The following is a 22,787-nucleotide window of genomic DNA, read 5'->3' as shown; positions in this document are numbered from 1 at the left end:
GAATCTGCACATGGGGAGAACTACCCATGTGATTCGCAGAGTTTCTTGCATGCATGCAATTTTGCAGTTGTGAAAAATTCCTCCGGATGACAAAGTAGTTCGGTGAGTCAACAACTTTCCCTCCGTGATCGCAAACGCGCCGAAACCTGGGCGGCGCTGCATGCAGCTGCCGCACGCCGTGCGATCAAGGACGGATTGGAATGTGTGAACGTTGACGTGGTGGCGGAGGAAGCAGGCGTCTCAACCCGCACGTTCTTCAACTACTTCGCCTGCAAGGAAGACGCCGTCCTGGGTCTCCAGGAACCAACGGTGGAACAGACCGCCCTCGGCAGCTTCGATATTGAAGGGGACCTGCTCACGGAAGTGAGCCGGCTCATGCTGGCGGTACTGCGCACCATGCAGGGCGGCGATGACTCCAATGAACTGCGCAGCCAGATTTACCAGGTCTATCCACACCTGCGGCACCGGCGGTATCAGTACATTCTCAAGGTCGAGCAGCTGGTCCTTGATACCGTTCGCGCCCAGCTGGCGGAGTCGCGCCGGTGGAACGAACAGGCGCCGGATTCAGCATGGCAGGGGCACAGCGTCGACGACGTCGCCTTCACCATCGTGCTCGCCGCCAGCACCCGCATGCGCCACGTCATGCAAAAGACCTGGTCCAATCCCACCCACACTCTTCAGTTCGAGGCCCTCGAGGAGGGCCTCGAACTTCTTCGAGACGTTTTCAAGGAAATTTTATGACGCGAACAGCTGCAGCCGCAGCCCCCAAGAACACGGGCAAACAACCCAGCCTCGTGCTCGTTTTCACCGCACTGGTTCTGGCCATGCTCCTCTCGGCTCTGAACCAGACCATCCTGGGCACCGCGCTTCCGACGATTGTCGGGGAGCTCAACGGGGCGAACCTGATGCTCTGGGTGATTACCGCCTTCATCCTGGCCTCCACCGTGATGATGCCCATCTACGGCAAGCTGGGTGATTTGATCGGCCGTAAATACCTGCTGGTGGCTGCGATCCTGATCTTCCTGGCTGGTTCCGTGGTCGGCGCCCTGTCTCCGGACATGACCTGGCTGATCGTCGCCCGGGTCATCCAGGGCCTCGGCGCAGGCGGCCTAATGATCCTCTCCCAGGCGATCATTGCCGACGTCGTTCCGGCGCGTGAGCGCGGCAAGTACATGGGCTGGATGGGCGGCGTGTTCGCTTTTTCCTCGGTGGTGGGACCGCTGATCGGCGGCTGGCTGACCGAGGGGCCGGGCTGGCGCTGGGCGTTCTGGTTCAATATCCCGGTGGGTATCCTGGCCCTGCTTGGCGCCCTGTTCTTCCTCAAGCCGCGGGCCGTCACGTCCCGTCCCCGCATCGATCTCTGGGGCATGGTGTTTATTGCCCTCGCCACGACCGGCCTGGTGCTGGTCAGCAGCTGGGGCGGCAGCACCTACGCCTGGAACGATCCGATCATCCTCGGCCTGATTGCCGGCACAGTGATTGCCTCCGTGATCTTTGTGATGGTGGAGCGCCGCACCGCGGAGCCGATCATCCCGATGGAGCTCTTCCACGACCGCAACTTCAACCTCGCCACGGCCTCCGGCCTGCTCACCTCCGTCGCCATGTTCGGGGCCATCGGCTACCTGCCGACCTACCTCCAGATGGCCACCGGCGCCAGCGCCACGGAAGCCGGAATGCTGATGATCCCCATGATGGGAGCACTGCTCTTCACCTCTGTGCTCTCCGGCTCCCTGGTCTCCAAGACCGGCCGGTATAAATGGATGCCGATTACCGGCTCCGCCATCATGGTGGCGGCACTGTTCCTGATGGGCACCATCAGCGCTGATTCCCCGGTCTGGCAGCTGTGCGCCTACATCGGCATCCTGGGCCTGGGCCTGGGCCTGAACATGCAGATCCTGGTCCTGGTGGTGCAGAACTCGTTCCCGCTGCGCCAGGTGGGTACCGCCACGGCCGCGAACAACTACTTCCGCCAGATCGGCGCGACCCTCGGCTCTGCCGTGGTGGGCAGCCTGTTCGCCCACCGCCTGACGGATCTGCTGGGCGAGCGGCTTCCGGCCGACGCCGCATCGGCGACCGGAGGCGGAAACTCGCTGACGCCCAAACTGGTCCACGAACTGCCGGAGGCGGTCCAGGACATCATTATCAGGTCCTACAACGAGGCACTGATTCCGCTGTTCCTGTTTATGGTGCCGCTTGCAGTCGTGGCCACAATCCTGTGCCTGTTCATCAAGGAGAAGGCACTGGCCACCAGGCTGGAGCCCGAGGTAATGCCGGAGGCGATTGGTGAAGGCAACGTCCTGATCAGCACCGAGGACGAAGGCAACGGCCCCAGCACCACGGAACTGCGCCAGGTCGGGACAACTTCCGCCGGACCCAAAGCGTAGAACCTGATTTCAGCAGCAGGGGGCTGTCCGGCATGGTGCCGGGCAGCCCCCTGCTGCTGTGTCCGCAGCCGGTTCTGTCAGGCGGCTCCGGTCCCAAACAGCAGTCCGAGCGCATAGGTCACGGCGGCGGCGCCAAGGCCGATGGCCAGCTGGCGCAGCCCGCGGCGCACGGGAGAGGCGCCGGAGAGCAAACCAACCACGCTGCCGGTCACCAGCAATGCCAGACCAACGAGGGCGCAGGACAGCGCAACGGCGGCCAGTCCTTCCATGCCGAAGATATACGGCAGCACCGGAATGATGGCGCCTGAGGAGAAGAAGCAGAAGCTTGAGATTGCGGCGCCAAGGCCGGTCCCCACCGTCTCATGCTCTTCGCCTGACTCCTCCTGCTTTTCCGGCTGCAGCGACAGGGACGGATCGCAGTCGCAGTTGTACAGTCCCAGGCGTTCCGCGGCACGGTGTTCCGCCGCCTCCTGGGACATACCCCGGGCGCGGTACACCAGGACAAGTTCGTTGGCATCTATATCCAGAGACTTGGCCGCGGCAAGGGTGATCTGGGTCGGCCGGGAAGCTTCAAGCAGTTCCCGCTGCGAACGGACCGAAACATATTCGCCCGCGCCCATCGACAGCGCACCCGCCAGCAGTCCGGCGAAACCGCTGAAAAGAACAAAGGTGCTGGAAACTCCGGTGGCACCGATCGCCATCACAAGCGCAAGGTTGGAAACCAGACCGTCGTTGGCCCCGAAAACGGCGGCCCGGAAGTTTCCGGAGAGGCGGATGCGCCCGCGCGTCGCCAGCCCACGGACCACTTCCTCATGGATCTGCTCATCAGCGGCCATGGCACTGGTGGCACTGGGCTCGCTGCTGTAAGGCGAGCGGCCCTCGGCGCGCTGGGCCAGGGCCAGGACAAAGACCGAGCCGAAGCGCCGGGCCAGGAGCCCCAGGACCCGGTTGCGCAGGGAGGGGCGGACAGGTTTGTCCGCCTCCGGGCCGAGGAGTTTGCGCCAGTGCTCTTCGTGGCGGCCTTCGGCCTCGGCCAGGGCCAGCAGAATGTCCCGTTCCTCACCGTCACGGCGTTCAGCGAGATAGCGGTAGGTCGCAGCCTCAGCCTGTTCATCGGCGAGGTACTGCCGCCAGCGGCGGCGGTCGGCGGGGCTGGGCCGGGGTTGGCCAGGGGGCAAAGGCCCTGGCACCGGTGGGGTAGTCACTTACGCTCCTGGTCATGGCCGGAGCGGCAGGGGGCTCCGGCCAGCTGTTGGGATACTGGCCGAAGGTCTCGCTCGCCGGGCGCGCTGCACCGCGGTGGACTGCCGGGCTGCTGCTGCAGCCAGTATGTCGACAGGCCTCGGAATCACTGCCAGTTTCAGTACGGCCTGAGCCGTCACTAAAATTGGAATAAGACCGGAGCTACTCCCCTTCAAATTCCCAGTGTAGCGGAGAACCTCCACGCGATTCCCGAGGAGGGCGAACGAACGTTGAGGCGTCTACCTGCCACCCGCGTGCCTGAGCCTGGCCCTGCAGCCGATAGAGTCAATGCCGTGAGTAAAGCTGCCAAAGCACTCTTCGACCACCGCCCCTGGACGCGCCACTACGCCGAGGGCGTGCCGGCGGACCTCTCGCTGCCCGAGGGCTCCCTCGTGGACATGGTTGAGGCCTCAGTCAGCCGCTACGGGTCCAAGCCGGCCCTCCAGTTCTTCGGTGCCACCACGTCCTACCGGGACCTGGGCGAACAGATCCGCCGCGCGGCCGCCGGCCTCAAACGGCTCGGCGTCCGGCAAGGGGACCGGGTTGCCCTGGTGCTGCCCAACTCCCCGCAGCACGTCGTCGCGTTTTACGCTGTGCTTCGCCTGGGCGCGGTGGTGGTGGAACACAATCCCCTCTACACCGACCGGGAACTGCGCCACCAGTTTGAGGATCACGGCGCCACCGTGGCGATCGCCTGGGACAAGGCCGTGGACCGGATCCAGTCGCTTCCCGCGGATATCCCGGTCCGCACAATCGTGTCCGTTGACCTGATCAGCGCGATGCCGACGGTGGCCCAGCTGGCGCTGAAGCTCCCTCTGCCGGCCGCCCGCAAAAGCCGGAAGGCCCTCGCGGCGGAGAAAAAGCCGCGCAGCGCCGGACGCCGGGTCCTGACCTGGAAGAAGCTGCTGGAGCACAGGCCGCTGCCGCGGCGGTACCCCAAGCCCAAGGCCGAAGATCTCGCCGCGATCCAGTACACGTCCGGAACGACGGCGGATCCCAAGGGTGCCATGCTCACCCACGGAAACCTGATGGCTAACGCCGCCCAGGGGCGGGCCTGGATTCCCGGGGTGCGCCCCGGCAAGGAGACCGTCTACGGCGTCCTGCCGATGTTCCATGCTTACGGCCTGACCCTCAGCCTCACCTTCGCCATGAGCATTGGTGCGCGCCTGGTCCTGTTCCCGAAGTTCGACGTCGACCTGGTCCTGAAAGCTGCCCGCAAGACTCCGCCCACCTTCCTGCCGGCGGTCCCGCCGATCTATGACCGGATAGTGGCTGGCGCGGAGAAATCCGGAGTCTCCCTGAAGGGAGTCCGCTTCGCCATTTCGGGTGCCATGAACCTTCCGGCGGCAACGGTCGAAGCGTGGGAGAACGCGACCGGCGGATACCTGATCGAGGGGTATGGCCTGACGGAAACCTCGCCTGTGGCGCTGGGCAACCCCATGGGTCCGAGCCGCAAACCCGGAACTGTGGGAGTGCCGTTCCCGCTCACCGACATCAAAGTGGTCGATCCTGAGGATCCCACCAAAGAGCGGCAGCGGGGAGAGACAGGGGAGCTGCTGATCCGCGGCCCCCAGGTGTTCCAGGGCTATTGGAATAAGCCGGCGGAAACCCGGGCGGCGCTGCTCGACGGCGGCTGGTTCCGGACCGGAGATATCGTCTCGGTTGACGACGACGATTTTGTCACCATCCGGGACCGCATCAAGGAACTGATTATCACGGGCGGATTCAACGTCTCCCCCTCAGAGGTGGAGGAAGCGCTGAAGCGTCACCCCGCCGTTGCAGAAGCAGCGGTGGTGGGCCTCACCCGCACGGGCGGCGGCGAGGAAGTGGTTGCCGCCGTCGTAGCGAAGCCGGATGCTGTCTTTGACCCTGACGAGCTGCGGTCCTTCGTGCGCAACGAACTGGCCGCCTACAAGGTCCCTCGCCGGATCGTGCAGATTCCGGACCTGCCCCGCTCACTGATCGGCAAGGTCCTCCGGCGGCACGTGCGCGAATCGCTGCAGGGCACAGACCCAGATAAGAAGCCCGACAAGGACACCGGCCCTGAGGCCGGATCTGCATCCTAGAACCGGCACCGCAAAACCCGCCTACAAACCCAATGGGGGAAACACACACGATGGACAGCCAGCCTGATTCCGGGCCCAACCTAACCCAGCCGCGCCGCTACTGGGAGGACGGTCTGGGTCATGCCGCGCTGCGGTCAGCCCAGGTGCTGCTGGTGCTGATCCTGGTCAGCCTCGGCGTGTTCGCCCTGACCCGGCTGAGCCTGGTTGTTATTCCCGTGCTGCTGGCCCTGATCCTCGCTGCGGCCATCGCTCCGTTCGTGAACTGGCTGCGGCGCAAGGGCTGGCCCGGGGCACTGGCAACCGGAGTGTCCTTCCTGCTCCTGCTGGGCGTCTTCGGCGGGCTGATCACGGGAATCGTCTTCGCCATCCGCAGCGAATGGTCCACCCTGGTGGACCAGGCAGCTGCCGGCTTCAACCAGCTCTACGAACTCATCCAGAACGGCCCGTTCACCATCGATGCCTCAGCGATCGAGGACGCCCGGGACGCCGTCCTGGACTTCGCAACCTCCAGCGCGGCAGGCAGCGGAGCCATCGCCGGCCTGAGCGCCGCCGGCTCTTTCGCTACAGGGTTTCTGCTGATGGCTGTGGTCCTCTTCTACTTCCTCAAGGACGGGGACCGGATCTGGGCCTTTATGCTGCGCTGGTTCCGCGGCGAACGGCTGGAAAAGGCCAGACTGTCCGGTGCCAGGACCATGGAGGTGCTCGGCAGCTATGTGCGGGGAACCGCGATTGTCGCGGCCGTGGACGCGGTCTGCATTGGTGCTGCACTGTTCATCCTGGGCGTGCCGCTGGCACTGCCGCTCTCCGTGATCGTTTTTGTTGGTTCCTTCATTCCGCTGGTCGGCGCGACGGCAGCCGGAATCCTGGCGGCGCTCATTGCGCTGGTCGCCAACGGTCCGGTTGTGGCACTGATCGTGGTCGTAGTGATTATTGCCGTCAACCAGCTTGAGGGGAACTTCCTCCAGCCGGTGGTGATGGGCAAGACCCTCAGCATTCACGCCCTGGTCATCCTGCTTGCGCTGACTGCCGGTACCATTCTGGCCGGCATCATCGGCGCGATCCTTTCCGTCCCGATCGCCGCCGTCACCTGGGCTGTCATCAAGGTCTGGACCGGGGAGGACACCGGCGATCCCGCCGAACCCGCCGAGGTGGCTGAGACAGCCGACGCCGACGCTTCCCAGTAGAAAAAAGCACCGGGCCCGGACGGGCAGGGGATGATCCGTCCGGACCCGATGCAGCCAGGGGGCCGGGCAGCCGGCGTTTGCTGTAGGGAAACGATTGTTTACCCGTACGCTAGTTGTGTCTGACAGGGATCGTCAAAAGCTGTGAAACACAGCAGCGAACCTGCGACTTGTCCACTGCGCGGGCGACATCTTGGTTACCGGAAATTCTTCCGCGGAGTAGTCCCGGGTATGCTCGCGGAACGGTGAGGAAAGGAGCCCCCAGCCAATGAAGGCACTCTCCGTCGAGCCCAGCAACGCTCCGCTGGCGATCGGATCCCGGATCCGCACGGCACGCCAGGCCCGCCACCTCACCATCGAGCAGGTAGCCGATTCCACCGGCTTGACCAAGGGATTCCTTAGCCGGGTGGAGCGCGACCTCACTTCTCCCTCCGTCGCCTCGCTGGTGACCCTGTGCCAGGTCCTCTCCATCTCGATCGGCGACCTTTTTGTCCCGCCCGAAACCACGCTGGTCCGCTGGCCCGAGGCACCCGGGATCAACCTCGGCGGCGACGGCATCAACGAACGGCTGGTCACACCGCGCACCGAACACCGGGTTCAGGTCATCCGCTCCGAGATAGTGCCCGGCGGTTCGGGGGAGTCGGACCTGTACTCCGTGGACTGCGACGTCGAAGTGCTGCATGTGGCCGAGGGGCGACTGGACCTGGTTTTCACCACCGAAACCATGGCCCTGTCCGCCGGGGACACCGTCACGTTCCCGGGGAAGGAACCGCATTCCTGGCGGAACCCGGATGACAGTTCCCCCGCCGTCGTCATCTGGACACTGGTGAGCCCCGGCACCGCCTAGCCCTCTTCCCTTTCGGCTTTCCGAACGCGCACAGTGGGGCGCATGCACCAGGACCGAGAGCTGACCGAGCGCCGTATCGCCCGCTTCCTGGCCCAGCGCCTGACCCCGTGGATCTGGGCCTCGCCCGTTCCCCTCCAGGCCGAGGCCTGGGTGTGCCCTGGGGAACCCGTTCCGTTCACGACGGCGGCGGCCCAGGAATACCGTCCGTTTCCGCCGGGGAGCCCCTGGGGCCAGCCCTGGCAGACCATCTGGCTCCGGCTCAGCGGCACCGTCCCCGAGGCCCCTCCCGGCTTCGCTGCGGAGGCCGTTATTGATCTGGGATTCAGCACAGACATGCCTGGGTTCCAGGCGGAAGGACTTGTCTACACCGCTGACGGGACCGTGCTCAAGGCGCTGGAATCCACCAATATGGCAGTTGGGCTGCCATTCCCGGCCGGCAGTCCGCTGCAGCTTTACGTGGAGGCCTCCGCGATGCCCAATGTGATCGGGGATTTCAGCTTTCTGCCCACGCCGCTGGGGGATCCGGGGACGGCAGGAACCGAACCGCTGTATGTGTTCCGCCGGGCAGATACGGCGCTCCTGGACGAACAGGTGTGGAACCTGGCGCAGGATTTCACCGTGCTGTGGGGTCTGATGCATGAGCTGCCGCTGGACTCACCCCGCCGGGCCAACCTGCTCCGGGCCATGGAACGCGCAGCCGCTGCCGTTTCCGTCGACGACGTTCCGGGCACTGCGGCCCGGGCCCGGGCGGAGCTGGCCCCGGCGCTCGGCGCACCGGCCGCCGCCAGTGCCCACCTGGTCCACGCCGTCGGCCACGCGCACATCGACAGCGCCTGGCTGTGGCCGGTCCGGGAGACCCGGCGCAAGGTGGCCCGGACCTTCGCCAATGTGCTGGCCCTGATGGACCAGGACCCGGACTTTGTGTTTGCTGCGTCCTCGGCCCAGCAGTACGCCTGGCTGAAGGAAGACCATCCACGGCTTTTTGCCCGGGTAGCCGAACGGGTGGCCGAGGGCCGCTTTGTGCCTGCGGGCGGGATGTGGGTGGAAACGGACACCAATCTCCCGTCGGGGGAATCGCTGGTCCGCCAGTTCACCTTCGGCAAGCGTTTCTTCCTGGAGAACTTCGGCGTCGAGCCGCTGGACGTCTGGCTGCCGGATTCCTTCGGCTACTCCGGGGCGCTGCCGCAGATCGTGCGGGCGGCGGGGTCGAGGTGGTTCCTGACCCAGAAACTCAGCTGGAACGAGTCCGATGTGATGCCGCACCATACCTTCCTCTGGGAAGGGATCGACGGAACCCGGGTGTTCACGCATTTCCCGCCGGTGGATACCTACAACTCCGCTCTGACCGGGCAGGAGCTGGCCCGCGCAGAGCGGCAGTTCCGGGAGAAGGGCGCCACCAACCTGTCCCTGGTGCCCTTCGGCTGGGGCGACGGCGGCGGCGGACCAACCCGCGAAATGCTGGCTGCCGCCCGGCGCACCGCGTCATTGGAAGGATCGCCCCGGGTCCAGCTCTCCAGCCCGCAGCGTTTCTTCGAGGCCGCGGAACAGGATTATGCCGCGCCGCCGGTCTGGTCCGGGGAGATGTACCTGCAGTTCCACCGCGGCACCTACACCTCGCAGGCGCGTACCAAACGGGGCAACCGGCGCAGCGAGTCGCTGCTGCATGAGGCGGAGCTGTGGGCGGCCGCCGCTGCCGTCCAGCGGGGAGAGCCCTACCCCTATGCGGAGCTCGAGGCTGCCTGGCACACCGTGCTGCTGGGCCAGTTCCATGACATTCTGCCCGGGTCTTCCATCGCCTGGGTCTACCAGGATGCCGAGCGGGCCTACGCCGAGGTGGCCGGCGTCCTGGAGCCGATGATCAGCAGGTCCCAGCAGGTGCTGGCCGGAGCGGGAAACGCCACCCTGGTCTTCAACGCCGCACCCGTGCCGCTGGAAGGGACCGCTCCACTGGCTGCCGCGGTGCCCGTATCAGGGCCGGGATCGGGTACGGAGAACGCGGACCTGAGCGAAACCGGCGGCGGCTGGGAACTGTCCTCGCCGTACCTGAAACTGCTGGTGGCTCCCTCCGGTCTGATGACGTCGCTGCGCGGTCCCAGCGGGCGCGAGATGCTGGTGCCGGGCCAGCCCGCGAACCTGTTCCAGCTTTTCCGGGACACCCCCAGCCAATGGGATGCCTGGGACGTTGATGCCGCCGACCGGTCCGGCGTTCTGGCACTGGATCAGGCTGCCTCCGTGCACGCCGAAGGGAACCGTCTCCTGATCCGCCATGAATTCGGGTCTTCCACGATCCAGGAGAGCGTGTCCCTGAGCCCGGACGGACGGGCGGTGGACCTGGAGGTGCGCGTGGACTGGCAGGAACGGCAGAAACTGCTCAAGCTGGGTTTTCCGGCAGCGGTGCTGGCCGACCGGGCTGCATCGGAGATCCAGTTCGGCCACCTCCAGCGCCCCACCCACAGCAATACCTCCTGGGACCACGCCCGCTTCGAAACCCCGGCGCACCGCTGGGTGCATGCGGGGGAAAACGGGATCGGCCTGGCCCTGGCCAACGATTCAACCTACGGCTACGACATCACCCGGATAGGGGACCGCGACGCCGGCACGGGCACGCTGCTGCGGGCCTCCCTGCTGCGGGCACCGCTTTTTCCGGATCCGGGGGCGGACCGCGGGGAGCACGTCCTGCGGTTCGCCCTGCGGCCGGACGCCACAGTGGCGGACGCGGTTGCCGAGGGCTACCGGCTGAACCTGCCGCTGCGGACGGTTTCCGGCGCAGACCCTGCGGGTGTTCCCGCAACGGCCGTGCTCACGCCGTCGAGCGTGCTGGTGGAGACGGTGAAACTGGCCGATGACCGCAGCGGCGACGTGATCCTGCGCCTGTACGAATCACTGGGCGGACACGCGGAGCTATCCTTGACGCCCGGCTTTACCGTCCAGCGGGCAGTGCTGACCGATCTATTGGAACGGCCGGCTGGCCCGTCCGCGGAACTTGCGGCGGAAGGCGGCAGCTATCCGCTGCATTTCAGGCCGTTTGAAGTGAAGACCGTTCGCCTGCACCGGTGAGCCGCTCCAAATAGCCAACCGCGCCGTTAATGTCGGTGCCGGAGGAGCGGTAGCCGATGTAGCCGTCGGGCCGGATGACGATGATTTCCGGACGGCGGGCCGACAGGCCAAGCCGCTCAAACGCCAACCCGCTGGTGTCCTGGATAATGCCGGGGCCGCCGGGCATAAGCCGGCTGCCCACGACCAGGCGCTGCACGCTCAGCAGGCCGCCCAGGGCGGACAGGGCGGAATGCAGCTGCTGCGGCGTGTCTTCCGGCCAGCCCGGACCCGTGAGCAGGACATGGAAACCGGGGGCTGCGACCAGGTCCTGGAGCCGGCGTTCGTGGTCCTGATACTGCACGACGGCGTCCGGCAGCCGGTCCCCGGGCCGCGGGCCCGACGAGAGGAGGGCAGGAAGCCGGTTGGGCCCGGTTTCCGACACGCTGCTGCCGCGGTAGTTGATGCCCAGCTGGGACATCGTGCGGAAGGCGCGGCTGCGCAGGTGTTCGCTGGCTGCGACGACAGGTGCCAGCGCGGGAAGGAGCTTGGTCCGGGGCAGTTTCTTCAGGGCATTGCGGCTGGTGGCCAGCTTGAAGAGCCGGTCGGTGAAGGCCACGATGCCGCGGGCAACCGGGCGGCGTTCAGCCGCGTAGCTGTCGATCAATTCTTCCGACGCCAGGCCGCGGGCGCCGAAGGCCAGCTTCCAGCCCAGGTTCAGGGAATCCTGGATGCCGGTATTCATGCCCTGTCCGCCAACGGGGGAGTGCACGTGAGCCGCGTCGCCGGCCAGGAAGACGGACCCCCACTGGAAGTACTCGGCCATCTGGTGGGACAGTTTGAAGCTGCTGATCCACTTCGGGTCCCGCAGGGTGAGGGCTCCGCCGGAGAACCGGTCGGCGGTTTCCTGAAGGGTCTCCAAGGTGGCGCCGCGGCGGTCGCCGCGGTCCTTGAGGCTGATCATCCGCCAGCTGGCGGGGTGCCCGAGCGGGAAGAGCACCATAAAGCCATCCTCGGTGGGGTAGGCATGCACGGCAGCAGGTTCGGCGCCGTCGATCTCCAGGTCCGCGAGTACAAAGGTGTCCGTGTACCCGGAGCCGCGGAAGTCCATCCCGGCGCGGCGCCGCACGGTGCTGTCCACGCCGTCGGCCCCCACAACGTACCGGGCCCGGATGCGGTCGATGCCGCGGTCCTGGCGCTGCACGCGGGCTTCCATTCCGGCGAACGGGTCCTCGGGGTCAAGCTGTTCGAGGTCCAGGAGCTCCGCGCCGCGTTCCACGCGCACTCCGCGGCTGGCGAGGTAGGAGGAGAGGATGCGTTCGGTATCTGCCTGCGGGAGGAAGAGCAGCTGCTGATGGGCGGAATCTTCGATACCGGTGTCGAAAAGACCGATCGAGACTGTTTCGTCGCCGGGCAGGTGGAGGTGGAGCTGGTGGGCAGGATTGCCGCTGCGCGCCATGGCTTCGCTGATGCCGAAGGGGCGCAGTGCTTCGAGGGTGCGTGGCTGCACGGCCAGGGCCCGGGACTGGGGGGAAGGCGCCTGCCTGCGGTCGATGATCCGGAAGCTGGTGCCGTAGCCGGAGAGCTGGGCGGCCAGGGCCAGCCCAGTCGGTCCCGCACCCACTATCAGGACGTCGACGTCGTAGTTCATTCCATCATTGTTCGCAAAGCTCACCCGGTCCGCCATAGACACAGCCTAGTCTTGACGCCAAGCGGTCTTCCACTTTAGCGTGGCGATAAACATTTGATGCCTATTGGATAACTTTCGGAGCCTGGCCGGATAGCATCTAAGCAGATGCCACCACGGCACCTTCAGAATCAAACAGGAGTGATACTCAGTGGAAAAGAACCAGCCGCGCATTAACGTCAACGGCAAAGTGGGCCCGATCGACGCAGCGCAGATTCCGCGCTACGCAGGGGCAGCCACCTACGCCCGCCTTCCGCGGCTGGACCAGGTAGAGCATGCCGATGTCGCCGTTGTCGGCGTCCCCTTCGACACGGGAGTCTCCTACCGACCCGGCGCCCGGTTCGGCGGCAACCACATCCGCGAAGCCTCCCGCCTGCTGCGCCCCTACAACCCGGCGCAGGACACCTCTCCGTTCGAGAACCTGCAGGTTGCCGACGCCGGTGACCTTGCCGTGAACCCGTTCAACATCAATGAGGCCATCGAAACGATCCAGGCCGGTGCGCTGGAACTGACCGAAGGCGGCACCAAGCTGGTGACCCTCGGCGGCGACCACACCATTGCGCTGCCGCTGCTGCGTGCAGCTGCCGAGCGGGCCGGGGAACCGGTCGCCATGCTGCACTTCGATGCGCACCTGGATACCTGGGACACCTACTTCGGTGCCGAGTACACCCACGGCACCCCGTTCCGCCGGGCGGTGGAGGAAGGGATCCTGGACACTGAGGCCATCTCCCACGTCGGCACCCGCGGGCCGCTCTACGGCAAGAAGGACCTGGAAGACGATAAGCGCTTCGGCTTCGGCATCGTGACCTCCTCCGACGTCTTCCGCCAGGGTGTGGATGAAGTCGTGGCCAAGCTGCGGGACCGGATCGGCAGCCGGCCGCTCTACATCTCGGTGGACATCGACGTGCTGGACCCGGCCCACGCTCCGGGCACCGGAACCCCGGAGGCCGGCGGCATCACCAGCCGGGAACTGCTGGAAATCCTGCGCGGCATGCGCGGCATGAACCTCGTGGGGGCGGACGTGGTGGAAGTTGCCCCGGCCTACGACCACGCGGACATCACCGCTGTGGCCGCGTCCCACGTCGCGTATGACCTGATCACCCTGATGGGGCTCTCCGCATGAGCCAGGTGGCGCCCGGTGCCGCGGTACGCAACGGTGGAGACCTCGTCGTCGAAACCCTGGAAGCGCTGGGCGCCACCACGGTCTTCGGCATCCCGGGCCAGCATGCGCTCGGGCTGTTTGATGCCCTGTCCCGTTCCTCCCTGGAGTTTGTTTCCTCCCGGGTGGAAAACAACGCCGCCTTTGCCGCTGACGGGTTCTCCCGGGCCACCGGCGAAGTCGGCGTCCTCTTCCTCTCCACCGGGCCGGGGGCACTGACGTCGCTGGCCGGGCTGCAGGAGGCCTACGCGACCGGGGTGCCCATGGTTGTGGTGGCGAGCCAGATCCCGATCGAGGGACTCGGCGCCCGCCGCCGCGGCATGCTCCACCAGCTGGATGACCAGAAGGCCTCCGCCGCAAATGTCACCAAGAGCCAGCGCCTGATCCAGCACGCCTCCGGCATCCCCTCGGCCATCCAGGACGCCTGGACGGAAGCGATCTCCTCACCCATGGGACCTGTATGGGTGGAGGTGCCGCAGAACGTGCTGCTCGCGCCCATCGTGGTGCCGGCCGTGGAGGACGCCCTGGCTGAACCGTTCGACAATCCACCGCGCCGCGAACTGGTCACCGAAGCGGTGAAGTGGCTCAGCACGGCCCGCCGCCCGGCGATCATTGCCGGCGGCGGCACCCGCCGCGGCCGCGGCGAGGCACATCTGCTCTCCCTCGCGGAGAAACTCCGGGCACCGGTCATCTGCACCCCCGGCGGCAAGGGCGCCTTCCCCTGGAACCATCCGCTCTCGCTGCAGTCCTGGGTGGAGGACCGGTGGGCCACCGAGCTGCTGGAAGACGCCGACGTCCTGCTGGTCATCGGGTCTTCCCTCGGGGAAGTCACGTCCAACTACTTCACCTTCGCCCCGCGCGGGCGGATCATCCAGATTGACGCCGAACCCCGGGTGCTGGAATCCAACGGTCCGGCCCTGGGTATCCGGGCCGACGCCGGCCAGGCGCTCGCCGCCCTCGACGCCGCGCTCCCGGCCCCGGCCCAGGCGCCGGACTGGCATGGGCAGACGCCTGAAGCGCTGACCGCTGACACCCTGGCGCGCATCACAGCCCGCCTCGATGCCCAGGACCTCAGCCACGAGCGGACGTTCATGGCGGACATCCGGGCTGCCGTGCCTGCCGGCATGCAGACCTTCTGGGACATGACGATCGCCGCCTACTGGGCCTGGAGCTGCTGGGACTCGAAGTCCGGCGGCTTCCACTCCGCCCAGGGAGCCGGCGGCCTGGGCTTCGGCTATCCGGGGGCGATCGGCGCGGCCGTTGGCCTCGGTGAACGGGTGCTCGCCGTTTCCGGTGACGGCTCGGCCATGTACTCCATCGCCGAACTGGCGACCGCACGGCAGCATAATGCCCCGGTTACCTGGCTGATTGTGGACGACGGCGGCTACGGCGTGCTGCGTGAATATATGGTGGATGCGTTCGGCAAGGCCACGGCCACGGAACTGGCCGGCCCCGACTTTGTCCAGCTGGCCGAGTCCTTTGGGATCCCTGCCCGCCGTGCGGAACCGGGGAACGTCCGTCAGGTGCTGGAGGAATCCTTCGCGCAGGAAGGGCCGAACGTCGTCGTGGTGGAAACCCTGCTGCGGCTGTTCGCACCAACGCACCTGGCTCCCTAGGTTTTCGGAGACCTCTCAGCTAGCTGCGATAAAGTTTACTTAGGCAACTACTTGGGAGGTCTCGGTGAACCACAACCCGGCTAGGCGGCGCTCAGCTGCCCGGAAAGGGCTCCAGGCGTGGAATTCCTGATCCTGCTGGTGGGCCTGCTCTTTGGAACCGTGCTGGTGGTGGGCATCGGTGAGCGGATCCGGCTGCCCTACCCCGTGCTGATGCTCATCTTCTCGGCCCTGTTCGCCTTCCTGCCGGTGCTGCCGGAGATCCACATCGACCCGGAACTGATCCTGCCCCTGTTCCTGCCGCCGCTGCTGTATGCGGCCGCACAGCGCAGCTCCTGGTCCGTGTTCCGGCTCCGCTGGCGCTCGCTCGTGCTGCTGGCTGTGGCGCTGGTCGCCGTGACCGTGATCGCCGTGGCGGGTATCTCCTGGGCGCTGGTGCCCGCCATTGGCCTGCCCGCGGCGATTGCCCTGGGCGCCATCGTGGCCCCGCCCGATCCGGTGGCTGTCGAAGCCGTTGCCGGCAAGGTCAACATGCCCCGCCGTCTGGTGACGGTCCTGCAGACCGAGGGCCTGTTCAACGACGCAATCGCAATCGTGATCTTCCAGGCCGCCGTGGCGGCTGCCGTGAGCGGCGGGGACGTCGGCTGGAGCATCATTCCCAGCTTCCTCATCGGCGCGGCCGGTGCCGTGGTGCTGGGCCTGGCGATGGGCTGGCTCGTGGGGGCGCTCAACCGTTTTGTGCCGAATCTCGTGGCCCGCTCCGCGGTGACCCTGGTGGCGCCCTACGCCGTCTACATCCTGGCCGAGGAAGTGCACTTTTCCGGTGTTGTCGCCGTCGTCGTCACCGCCCTGGAACTTGGCCGCCGGGCCAGGCCGCAGGACTCCCAGGAGCGCCTGACCCGCACGGCCTTCTGGGACGTGGTGGAGCTGCTGACCACCGGGGTGGCCTTTGGCCTGGTGGGGATCGAAATGCGTTACGTCATTGAGGATGAAGGCAGCGAGATCTTCAGCTTCATTCCCGGCGTCGCTGCGGTCTGCGCCGCCGTGGTGCTGGTGCGCTTCCTGTGGATGTTCGGAATCTACCGGTTCGGTGGAACGGAAAAGCGCAGCAGCGTGCCTGGATCGCTCAAGGAAGTCCTGGTCCTGACCTGGTGCGGTATGCGGGGCCTGGCCACGCTGGCGCTCGCGCTGGCCCTGCCCGCCACCAACCTCGCCGGCGAGGAGCTGCCGGGCCGGAACTTCATGATCGTGGCGGCCGGGGCTGTCCTGCTGGTCACACTGGTGCTGCCGGGCCTGACCCTGCCGTGGCTGATGCGCAAACTGAAGCTTCCCAGCGACCACAAGGCGATTGAGCGGCAGGAACGGGAGCTGGCCCGGCGCGCCGAACGCACTGCCCTGGAAACCATGAAGCGCTCGACGGCGGCGGATAAGCTGCCGCCCGAACGCCGCGCCGCGCTGGCCCGCCGGATGTCTTCGCTGCACTCGATCCTGGGCGCGGATTCCGAGGATGACCCGCAGAAAATGCTGCAGCTGAAAGCCACCCTGGAAGTGATGGACGCCGTCCAGCGCGAAGCCCTCGCCGCGGCGCGGAAGGAAGTTCTGGCCGCCCGCCGGCAGACCGGCGTGGATCCCGAAGCCGTGGACCGCGTCCTGCGGCGCCTGGACCTGCGGACCGTCACCCTGGATCACGGCCCCCGGTAGGCTGCCCGGTCCTGCCCCGTCCCTGTTCCTGCCTGCCTGCCCGCTGCCGCTATTGCATGGTGAAGCGGCGGGCCACCAGGTCGCCCAGCGGCCTGGCCCGGAAAAGGGCGGCCAGGGCGGCGTTGCGGGCCCGCATGACCGGCCGGGGAAGCGGCCGTCCCAGGGCCATGTTCAGCCGGGCCTGTGCCGACGCAATCCCGGCCGCGCGCCGGCGCCGCCGGTCGAAGCCGGCCAGCTGCGCGTCGATGTCCCCGCCGCGGACCCCTGCGGCCAGGACCGGTGCGAGCTCTGCGGCGTCGAGCCAGCCCAGAGTCAGGCCCTGCCCACCGATCGGACTGACCTCATGGGCGGCATCGCCGGCCAGGACCGTCCGGCCGTGGACCAGCCGTCCAGGCAGAGCCGTGCGGACGGAAAAGGCGCTCAGCATCGAATTCCCGGCCGCGCTTAGCTGCCGGCCGGTGCGTTCCCGGACGATCCTGGCCAGCAGCTTGGCATCGGCGTCCGTCAGCAGGGTGCGGGTATGCGCCACCCAGCGACGGGTACCTGCGGGCAGGGGGAAGGACTCTACGATTCCTTCCGGCTCCAGATACAGCACACCAGTTGGTCCGTCGCCGGTGTTGTCGGGAAAGTCGCCCATCAGATAGTGGTCCCGCAGGGTCCGTTCGGTGACGGCGGCACCCAGCATGCTGCGCACGGGGGAGCGGGCGCCGTCCGCCGCTACCGCAAACGCTGCATGGACGGCGAAACCCGGCTCCTCGCCGTCCTCCCCGTCCCCATCCCCGTCCCCCTTCCCGCCGCTGCCCGCGCCGGTACCAGCGAGGAGGACGGAAGATCCGGTGTCCACCAGTGCCGTTACGGTTCGTCCGCGCAGCAGCACGGTGGGATCCAGGGACTGCAGGCGTTCCTCGAGGATCGTTTCGGTGCGCTCCTGGGGCAGGGCCAGCACATAGGGGTAGGCGGTGGAGGTCCGGGTGAACCGGATCGAAACCAGGCCCCGATCCCGGGTGCGGGCGGCACCCTGCCGGATCTGGACGCCTTCCGCAGCGAGCTGTCCGGTCACTCCGGTGCCTTCCAGGGCCGCCAGCCCGGGCGGATGAATTCCGATGGCCCGGGAATGGCTGCTGCGTTCGGTCCGCCGCTCCAGGACCGTGACCCGCACCCCCTCCTGCACCAGAAGGATTGCCAGGGCCAGGCCCACCGGGCCGCCCCCGACGATGGCGACGTCAACCTTGAGGACCTCTCCGGCGGAGGCCGCGCCGCTCATCGCCCGGCCCGGTACAGGAGCAGGTTCTGCCACGGCCGCTGCCGCCGGGTTTCCCACCCCGCAGGCACCGCGGCCGCCAGCTCGGCGGCCGTGTAACTGCGCCGGATCGAGGTCAGGCCGTCAGCCCGGATGTAGGACCCGTGGAAGAAGGGCAGGGTGCCGGCGGAGAACAGGCCGTACGCCCACGGATTCCGTTCGATGTCGCTGTGCAGCACCAGGCCGCGCGCCAGCAACTGTGAATCTGAGAGCAGGCCGTGGAAGGCCTCCGCATCCAGGTGATGCAACACATGGTTGGAGAGCACAACGTCGAACTCCTGGCCCTCAGCGACCAGCTGCGAGCTGAACGCGGCGCGGAACGTCAGTCCAGGAACGGTTGGCCGGGACGCGGCGTAGGCATGGGCCCGTGGATCCGGATCAATCCCGGTGACCTCCACGGCGAGGCCGTCCTGCCGCGTCCAGCGCGCCAGCGCGCGGGCCAGGTCCCCGCCGCCGGAACCGATGTCCAGGACCCTGCCCCCGCCTTGGCTGGAAAGGACCGGACGCACGTACCGGCGGTAGTTGCGCCGCCACCCGGAGACGACGGCGTTGATCAGCGGGAACTGTGCATACGTGCGTTCCAGCCGGACCGGATCACAGTCCGGCCGGTCCATTTCCTCCACTGCCTCCACCGCCCGGCGGCTCAGGTCCGGCGGGAAAAACGGCGGCGCACCGGCGGCCAACAGCGGCACGGGCCTAGCCCACGGCCGCCGGAACCGGCTCAGCGGCCGAGGCGGTCTGCTGCCCGGCTGCGGGCGCTGTCCCGGGGACCCGGGTGAAGAGCCCGGTTTCGACGGTCAAGCCGGGACCGAAGGCCATGGAGCAGATGCGCTCATTGCCTCCGGTGAAGGGCTGTTCCAGGATGTGCTTGAGCACGAACATCACGGTCGCCGAGCTCATGTTGCCGTAGTTCCGCAGGGTCTCCCGGGCCGGTACCAGCTGCTCCGGGGTGAGCTCCAGTTTGGCTTCCACCTTGTCCAGGATGCTGCGCCCGCCCGGATGGATGGCCCAGTGATCGATTTCGTTGTAGTTCAGCCCCGCCAGGGAGGGGTCCCGGGCGAGCAGCGGCTCCAGCGCGCCGACAATATGGTCGTCGATAATGTGCGGCACGTAGGTGCCCAGCACCATCTCGAAGCCGTAGTCGCCGATGTTCCACGCCATCGATTCCTCCCCGACCGGGGTGAGGATGGTTTCGAAGTGGTCCAGGACGATCGCGGGGCTCTCGCCGGGCAGGTCCCGGGCGGTGATCACGGCCGCAGCGGCGCCGTCGGCAAACAGCGAGGAACCCATGATGCTGTCCGGATCGTTGGAGGAGCGCACGTGCAGTGAGCACAGCTCGGCACTGACCACCAGGACGACGGCGTCCGGGTCGGCGTCGCAGAAGGACTTGGCGGCGCGCATGGCAGGGAACGCGGCATAGCAGCCCATAAAGCCCAGGTGATAGCGCTGCACCGACGGATTCAGGCCCAGGGCGCGGACCAGTTTGTAGTCCGGCCCGGGGTTATAGAAACCCGTGCAGGACACCGTCACCACATGGGTCACGTCCGCCGGCGTGATGCCCGGGCAGTTCTCCACTGCCCTGCGCCCCGCCTCGATAAACAGCTTGGTGGCTTCGACGGCGAAAATGTCATTGCGGGTCTTGGTGCTGGGGATTAGCAGCAGCCCAGTCGCCGGATCATAGAACTGTGGATTCTCAGCCGCAGAGTTGAGGGTCAGCTCCTCCAGGGCCGTTCGCCGGGTATCGATGGCCGCCGAATTGAAGCAGGTGTTCACCAGGCGGGTGCCGAGCCTGGTCAGGCCTGGCTGCGCAGCGAAAACGTCACGGACCTGGTCCTGGACCAGGACAGTCGGAGGGACAGCAGTTTCGAGGGATCTGAGCGTAACTGGCATCCTCCATTCTGAGGGGAAGGTGCGGCAGGACACAATGGTCCGGTCCGGCGGGTTCCGGGGGAAGGCCTCAGGACCTGCACCGATGCGGCCCGGTGTGCATTTGTGCAGATGCGCCTTGCGGTATTGGCAGTTGAGCGGTGTCAGCGCAGGCACCATACTCGTCCTAACTCCGCCGGGCGGGCCTTTTGCCGGGCGGCGGCCGAGCGGCCGAGTGTCAACGTGGACACCAAAGGAGAATGTGGATGAGCACTAATATTCCCAAGCGGCGCGGCGGTGCCAAGGCCCCGGTCCCGGAGGGTCTTCGCAAAGTCGTGGTGGCATCCATGGCCGGGACGGTCGTGGAATGGTACGAATTCTTCCTCTATGCAGCGGCGTCGACCCTGGTCTTCGCACACCTGTTCTTCCCCAATGCAGACACCGAACTCGACGGCATCATCGCGGCCTTCGTGACCTACGCCGTCGGCTTCGTGGCGCGGCCGATCGGCGGCATCGTTTTTGGCCACTTTGGCGACAAGTTCGGCCGCAAGAAACTGCTGCAGCTGAGCATCATCCTGGTGGGCATCTCCACCTTCCTGATGGGCTGCCTGCCCGGCTTCGACCAGATCGGCTACTGGGCGCCTGCCATGCTGGTGGCGCTGCGGTTCGTCCAGGGGTTCGCGGTCGGCGGCGAATGGGGCGGAGCCGTGCTGCTGGTGGCCGAACACAGCCCGGACAAGTCCCGGGGTTTCTGGTCCAGCTGGCCGCAGTCCGCCGTGCCGATGGGGAACCTGCTCGCGACCGGTGTCCTGTTCCTGCTCTCTTCCACGCTGTCCAATGAGGCGTTCCTCGGCTGGGGCTGGCGGGTGGCGTTCTGGCTCTCCGCCGTGATTGTGCTGGTGGGCTATTACATCCGGACCAAGGTTTCGGATGCGCCGATCTTCCTGGAAGCGCAGAAGGAAGTGGAAACCGAGGCCAAGGGCTACGGCGTCCTGGAAGTCTTCCGCCGCTACCCGCGCGGCGTTTTTACCGCCATGGGCCTGCGTTTCGCGGAGAACATTCTGTACTACCTGGTGGTGACGTTCTCCATCACCTACCTGAAGACCGTCGTCGAGACGGACACCTCGCGGATCCTGCTGCTGCTGCTGGTCGCGCACTTTATCCACTTCTGTGCGGTTCCGCTGGCTGGGCGGCTGTCCGATACCCTGGGCCGGCGTCCGGTCTATCTGGCCGGCGCGGTACTGGGGGCCACCTGGGGGTTCTTCGCCTTCCCGATGATGGATACCGGAGATGACCTGGTGATCCTGGCGGCGGTGACGATCGGCCTGCTGTTCCACGCCCTGATGTACGCCGGGCAGCCGTCCATCATGGCTGAAATGTTCCCGACCCGGATGCGGTACTCCGGAGTCTCCCTTGGCTATCAGGTCACCTCGATCGTGGCCGGATCGCTGGCGCCGATCATCGCCACGTCCCTGCTGGCCCGTTACGACTCGTCGGTGCCGGTGGCGCTCTACCTGCTCGGAGCCTGCATTGTCACCGCAATTTCGGTGCTGGTGCTGCGGGAGACCAACGGGGTTTCACTGCACGACGTCGATGCCGCGGACGCCCAGGGAACCGCCGATCTGCTGGCCGCCGCCAAATCCGGCGGCAAAACGTTCACTCAGGAATCTGCCGGCAGTTAAGTAACCGGCGGCTCAGGCCGCCGCCCGTCAGGACGCCAGAAGGTCCTGCCGGGCAGCGGCCTCCGCCTGGATCGCGGCGACCACGGCCTGGACCCGGGCGGAGCGCAGGGCTTCGGGCCGGGCCACCGCCCAGATGGGGAGCCGGCGTTCAAAACCGGCGGGCAGCACCGGAACAAAACCGTCCCGGCCGGCCACCATGAAGTTCGGCAGGAGCCCAACGCCGGCATCCAGGCGGACCGCCTCCACCTGGGCGAAAATGCTGGTGGCCTGAAAACTGGTGCGCGGGACGGGCAGGCCGGTGGACCGGTGCCCAAGCTCCTCCACCAGCAGCGCGGACTCCACATAGGAAACGAAGCAGTGGCTGGCCAGGTCCTCCGGAACCTGCGGCGTTCCATGCCGTTCCAGATAACCCGGCCCGGCATAAAGCCGCAGCACATAGTGGCCCAGCAGGATGGTCTGGGCGGTGCGGACATCGGTGTTCCCCACCACGACTTCCAAATCCACGCCCGAACGGTTTTGGCTGACCTTGCGGGTGGCGGAGAACATTTCCACGCTGATCTTCGGGTGCCTCGCCTGCAGCCCCACCAGCGCCGGTGTCACGATTTCCGCACCGAATCCGTCCACGGTGCTGATCCGCACCACACCGGCCAGGGGATCCGCGTCCCGGGCCAGCACACACTGCAGGCTCCCCAGGCTCTCCTCGATGGCTTCAGCGGCCCGCACCGCCTCCACGCCGAGGCTGGTCAGTTCCCAGCCCCGGGGCGTGCGGGACAGAGTGCGGCCGCCGAGCTGTTTTTCCAAGGCAATGATGCGCCGGGAAATAGTGGTGTGTGTGGTTCCGAGGGTTTCGGCGACGGCGTTGAAGCGGCCCAGCCGGGCCACGGTCAGCAGGATCAGCAGGTCATCCGGGCTGGGCAGGCGGCGTTCGGCGTCCATGGCCGGTCACCTCCTCCGGATCTGGGACACGGCCATCCGCTCTTCCGGCCCGCACCGCGGCCCAGCCTGATGGACCGCCGCGCTGCTGTG

The 22,787-nt window shown here is 66.9% G+C and carries 16 protein-coding genes; 10 read left to right on the top strand and 6 right to left on the bottom strand.

Annotated elements, in window-relative coordinates; all coding sequences use genetic code 11:
- Nucleotides 1-102: 102 nt before the first annotated feature.
- Entirely contained in the window at nt 103-741 is a 639-nt protein-coding gene (locus AL3_RS13115) for a TetR/AcrR family transcriptional regulator (RefSeq protein ID WP_083521723.1), read from the top strand.
- Nucleotides 738-2,384, top strand: coding sequence for an MDR family MFS transporter (locus AL3_RS13110; protein ID WP_066301705.1), 1,647 nt, complete (start codon nt 738-740; stop codon nt 2,382-2,384). The genes AL3_RS13115 and AL3_RS13110 overlap by 4 nt, the downstream gene beginning before the upstream one ends.
- Before the next feature lie 77 nt (nt 2,385-2,461).
- Here AL3_RS13110 and AL3_RS13105 read toward each other — a convergent pair whose 3' ends face one another.
- On the bottom strand, nt 2,462-3,589 hold the full coding sequence (locus AL3_RS13105; RefSeq protein ID WP_066301702.1) for a VIT1/CCC1 transporter family protein: 1,128 nt from the start codon (nt 3,587-3,589) through the stop codon (nt 2,462-2,464).
- A gap of 330 nt (nt 3,590-3,919) precedes the next feature.
- Between AL3_RS13105 and AL3_RS13100 the strand changes: the two genes are divergently transcribed.
- The 4 genes from AL3_RS13100 (at nt 3,920) to AL3_RS13085 (ending at nt 10,777) form a co-directional block, all read left to right on the top strand.
- A complete protein-coding gene (locus AL3_RS13100; protein WP_066301699.1) occupies nt 3,920-5,692 on the top strand; it encodes a long-chain-fatty-acid--CoA ligase in 1,773 nt (590 codons plus the stop codon).
- A 50-nt stretch (nt 5,693-5,742) separates the two neighbouring features.
- Nucleotides 5,743-6,876, top strand: coding sequence for an AI-2E family transporter (locus tag AL3_RS13095; protein ID WP_066301697.1), 1,134 nt, complete (start codon nt 5,743-5,745; stop codon nt 6,874-6,876).
- 265 nt (nt 6,877-7,141) lie between these two features.
- The gene (locus tag AL3_RS13090) at nt 7,142-7,720 is read left to right on the top strand and encodes a helix-turn-helix domain-containing protein (RefSeq protein WP_066301696.1); all 579 of its coding nucleotides are present in this window, start codon (nt 7,142-7,144) and stop codon (nt 7,718-7,720) included.
- Nucleotides 7,721-7,762: 42 nt separating this feature from the next.
- On the top strand, nt 7,763-10,777 hold the full coding sequence (locus AL3_RS13085; RefSeq protein WP_066301695.1) for an alpha-mannosidase: 3,015 nt from the start codon (nt 7,763-7,765) through the stop codon (nt 10,775-10,777).
- Here AL3_RS13085 and AL3_RS13080 read toward each other — a convergent pair.
- Nucleotides 10,737-12,440: an FAD-dependent monooxygenase gene (locus tag AL3_RS13080; RefSeq protein WP_066301694.1), complete on the bottom strand. Its 1,704-nt coding sequence runs from the start codon at nt 12,438-12,440 to the stop codon at nt 10,737-10,739. The two genes, AL3_RS13085 and AL3_RS13080, sit on opposite strands and share 41 nt — an antisense overlap.
- Before the next feature lie 151 nt (nt 12,441-12,591).
- Here AL3_RS13080 and speB point away from each other — a divergent pair, with 151 nt between their 5' ends.
- From speB to AL3_RS13065, 3 genes are all read left to right on the top strand, one after another.
- Nucleotides 12,592-13,563 (top strand): agmatinase, encoded by a 972-nt coding sequence (gene speB / locus AL3_RS13075; protein ID WP_066301691.1) that lies wholly within the window; start codon nt 12,592-12,594, stop codon nt 13,561-13,563.
- The gene (locus tag AL3_RS13070) at nt 13,560-15,215 is read left to right on the top strand and encodes a thiamine pyrophosphate-binding protein (protein ID WP_066301688.1); all 1,656 of its coding nucleotides are present in this window, start codon (nt 13,560-13,562) and stop codon (nt 15,213-15,215) included. The genes speB and AL3_RS13070 overlap by 4 nt, the downstream gene beginning before the upstream one ends.
- Nucleotides 15,216-15,332: 117 nt before the next feature.
- Nucleotides 15,333-16,913: a Na+/H+ antiporter gene (locus AL3_RS13065; protein ID WP_066301686.1), complete on the top strand. Its 1,581-nt coding sequence runs from the start codon at nt 15,333-15,335 to the stop codon at nt 16,911-16,913.
- A gap of 49 nt (nt 16,914-16,962) precedes the next feature.
- On the opposite strand, the gene AL3_RS13060 is transcribed toward AL3_RS13065, so the two are convergent.
- The 3 genes from AL3_RS13060 to AL3_RS13050 are packed head-to-tail and all read right to left on the bottom strand — an operon-like array spanning nt 16,963 to nt 20,103.
- Complete coding sequence (locus tag AL3_RS13060) at nt 16,963-18,210, bottom strand: FAD-dependent oxidoreductase (protein ID WP_246168686.1); 1,248 nt, start codon at nt 18,208-18,210, stop codon at nt 16,963-16,965.
- Complete coding sequence (locus tag AL3_RS13055) at nt 18,174-18,905, bottom strand: class I SAM-dependent methyltransferase (RefSeq protein ID WP_246168685.1); 732 nt, start codon at nt 18,903-18,905, stop codon at nt 18,174-18,176. The genes AL3_RS13060 and AL3_RS13055 overlap by 37 nt, the downstream gene beginning before the upstream one ends.
- 4 nt (nt 18,906-18,909) lie before the next feature.
- Complete coding sequence (locus AL3_RS13050) at nt 18,910-20,103, bottom strand: type III polyketide synthase (RefSeq protein WP_066301999.1); 1,194 nt, start codon at nt 20,101-20,103, stop codon at nt 18,910-18,912.
- A 242-nt stretch (nt 20,104-20,345) separates the two neighbouring features.
- On the opposite strand from AL3_RS13050, the gene AL3_RS13045 reads away from it, so the two are divergent.
- The gene (locus AL3_RS13045; protein WP_066301681.1) at nt 20,346-21,761 is read left to right on the top strand and encodes an MFS transporter; all 1,416 of its coding nucleotides are present in this window, start codon (nt 20,346-20,348) and stop codon (nt 21,759-21,761) included.
- A 27-nt stretch (nt 21,762-21,788) separates the two neighbouring features.
- Here AL3_RS13045 and AL3_RS13040 read toward each other — a convergent pair whose 3' ends face one another.
- The gene (locus tag AL3_RS13040) at nt 21,789-22,697 is read right to left on the bottom strand and encodes a LysR family transcriptional regulator (protein WP_066301678.1); all 909 of its coding nucleotides are present in this window, start codon (nt 22,695-22,697) and stop codon (nt 21,789-21,791) included.
- Nucleotides 22,698-22,787: the final 90 nt, after the last annotated feature.

This window comes from Arthrobacter luteolus NBRC 107841 (assembly GCF_001552075.1).
GTDB classification, from domain to species: Bacteria; Actinomycetota; Actinomycetes; order Actinomycetales; family Micrococcaceae; genus Arthrobacter_B; species Arthrobacter_B luteolus.
This window is presented reverse-complemented; position numbering and strand designations above follow the sequence as displayed.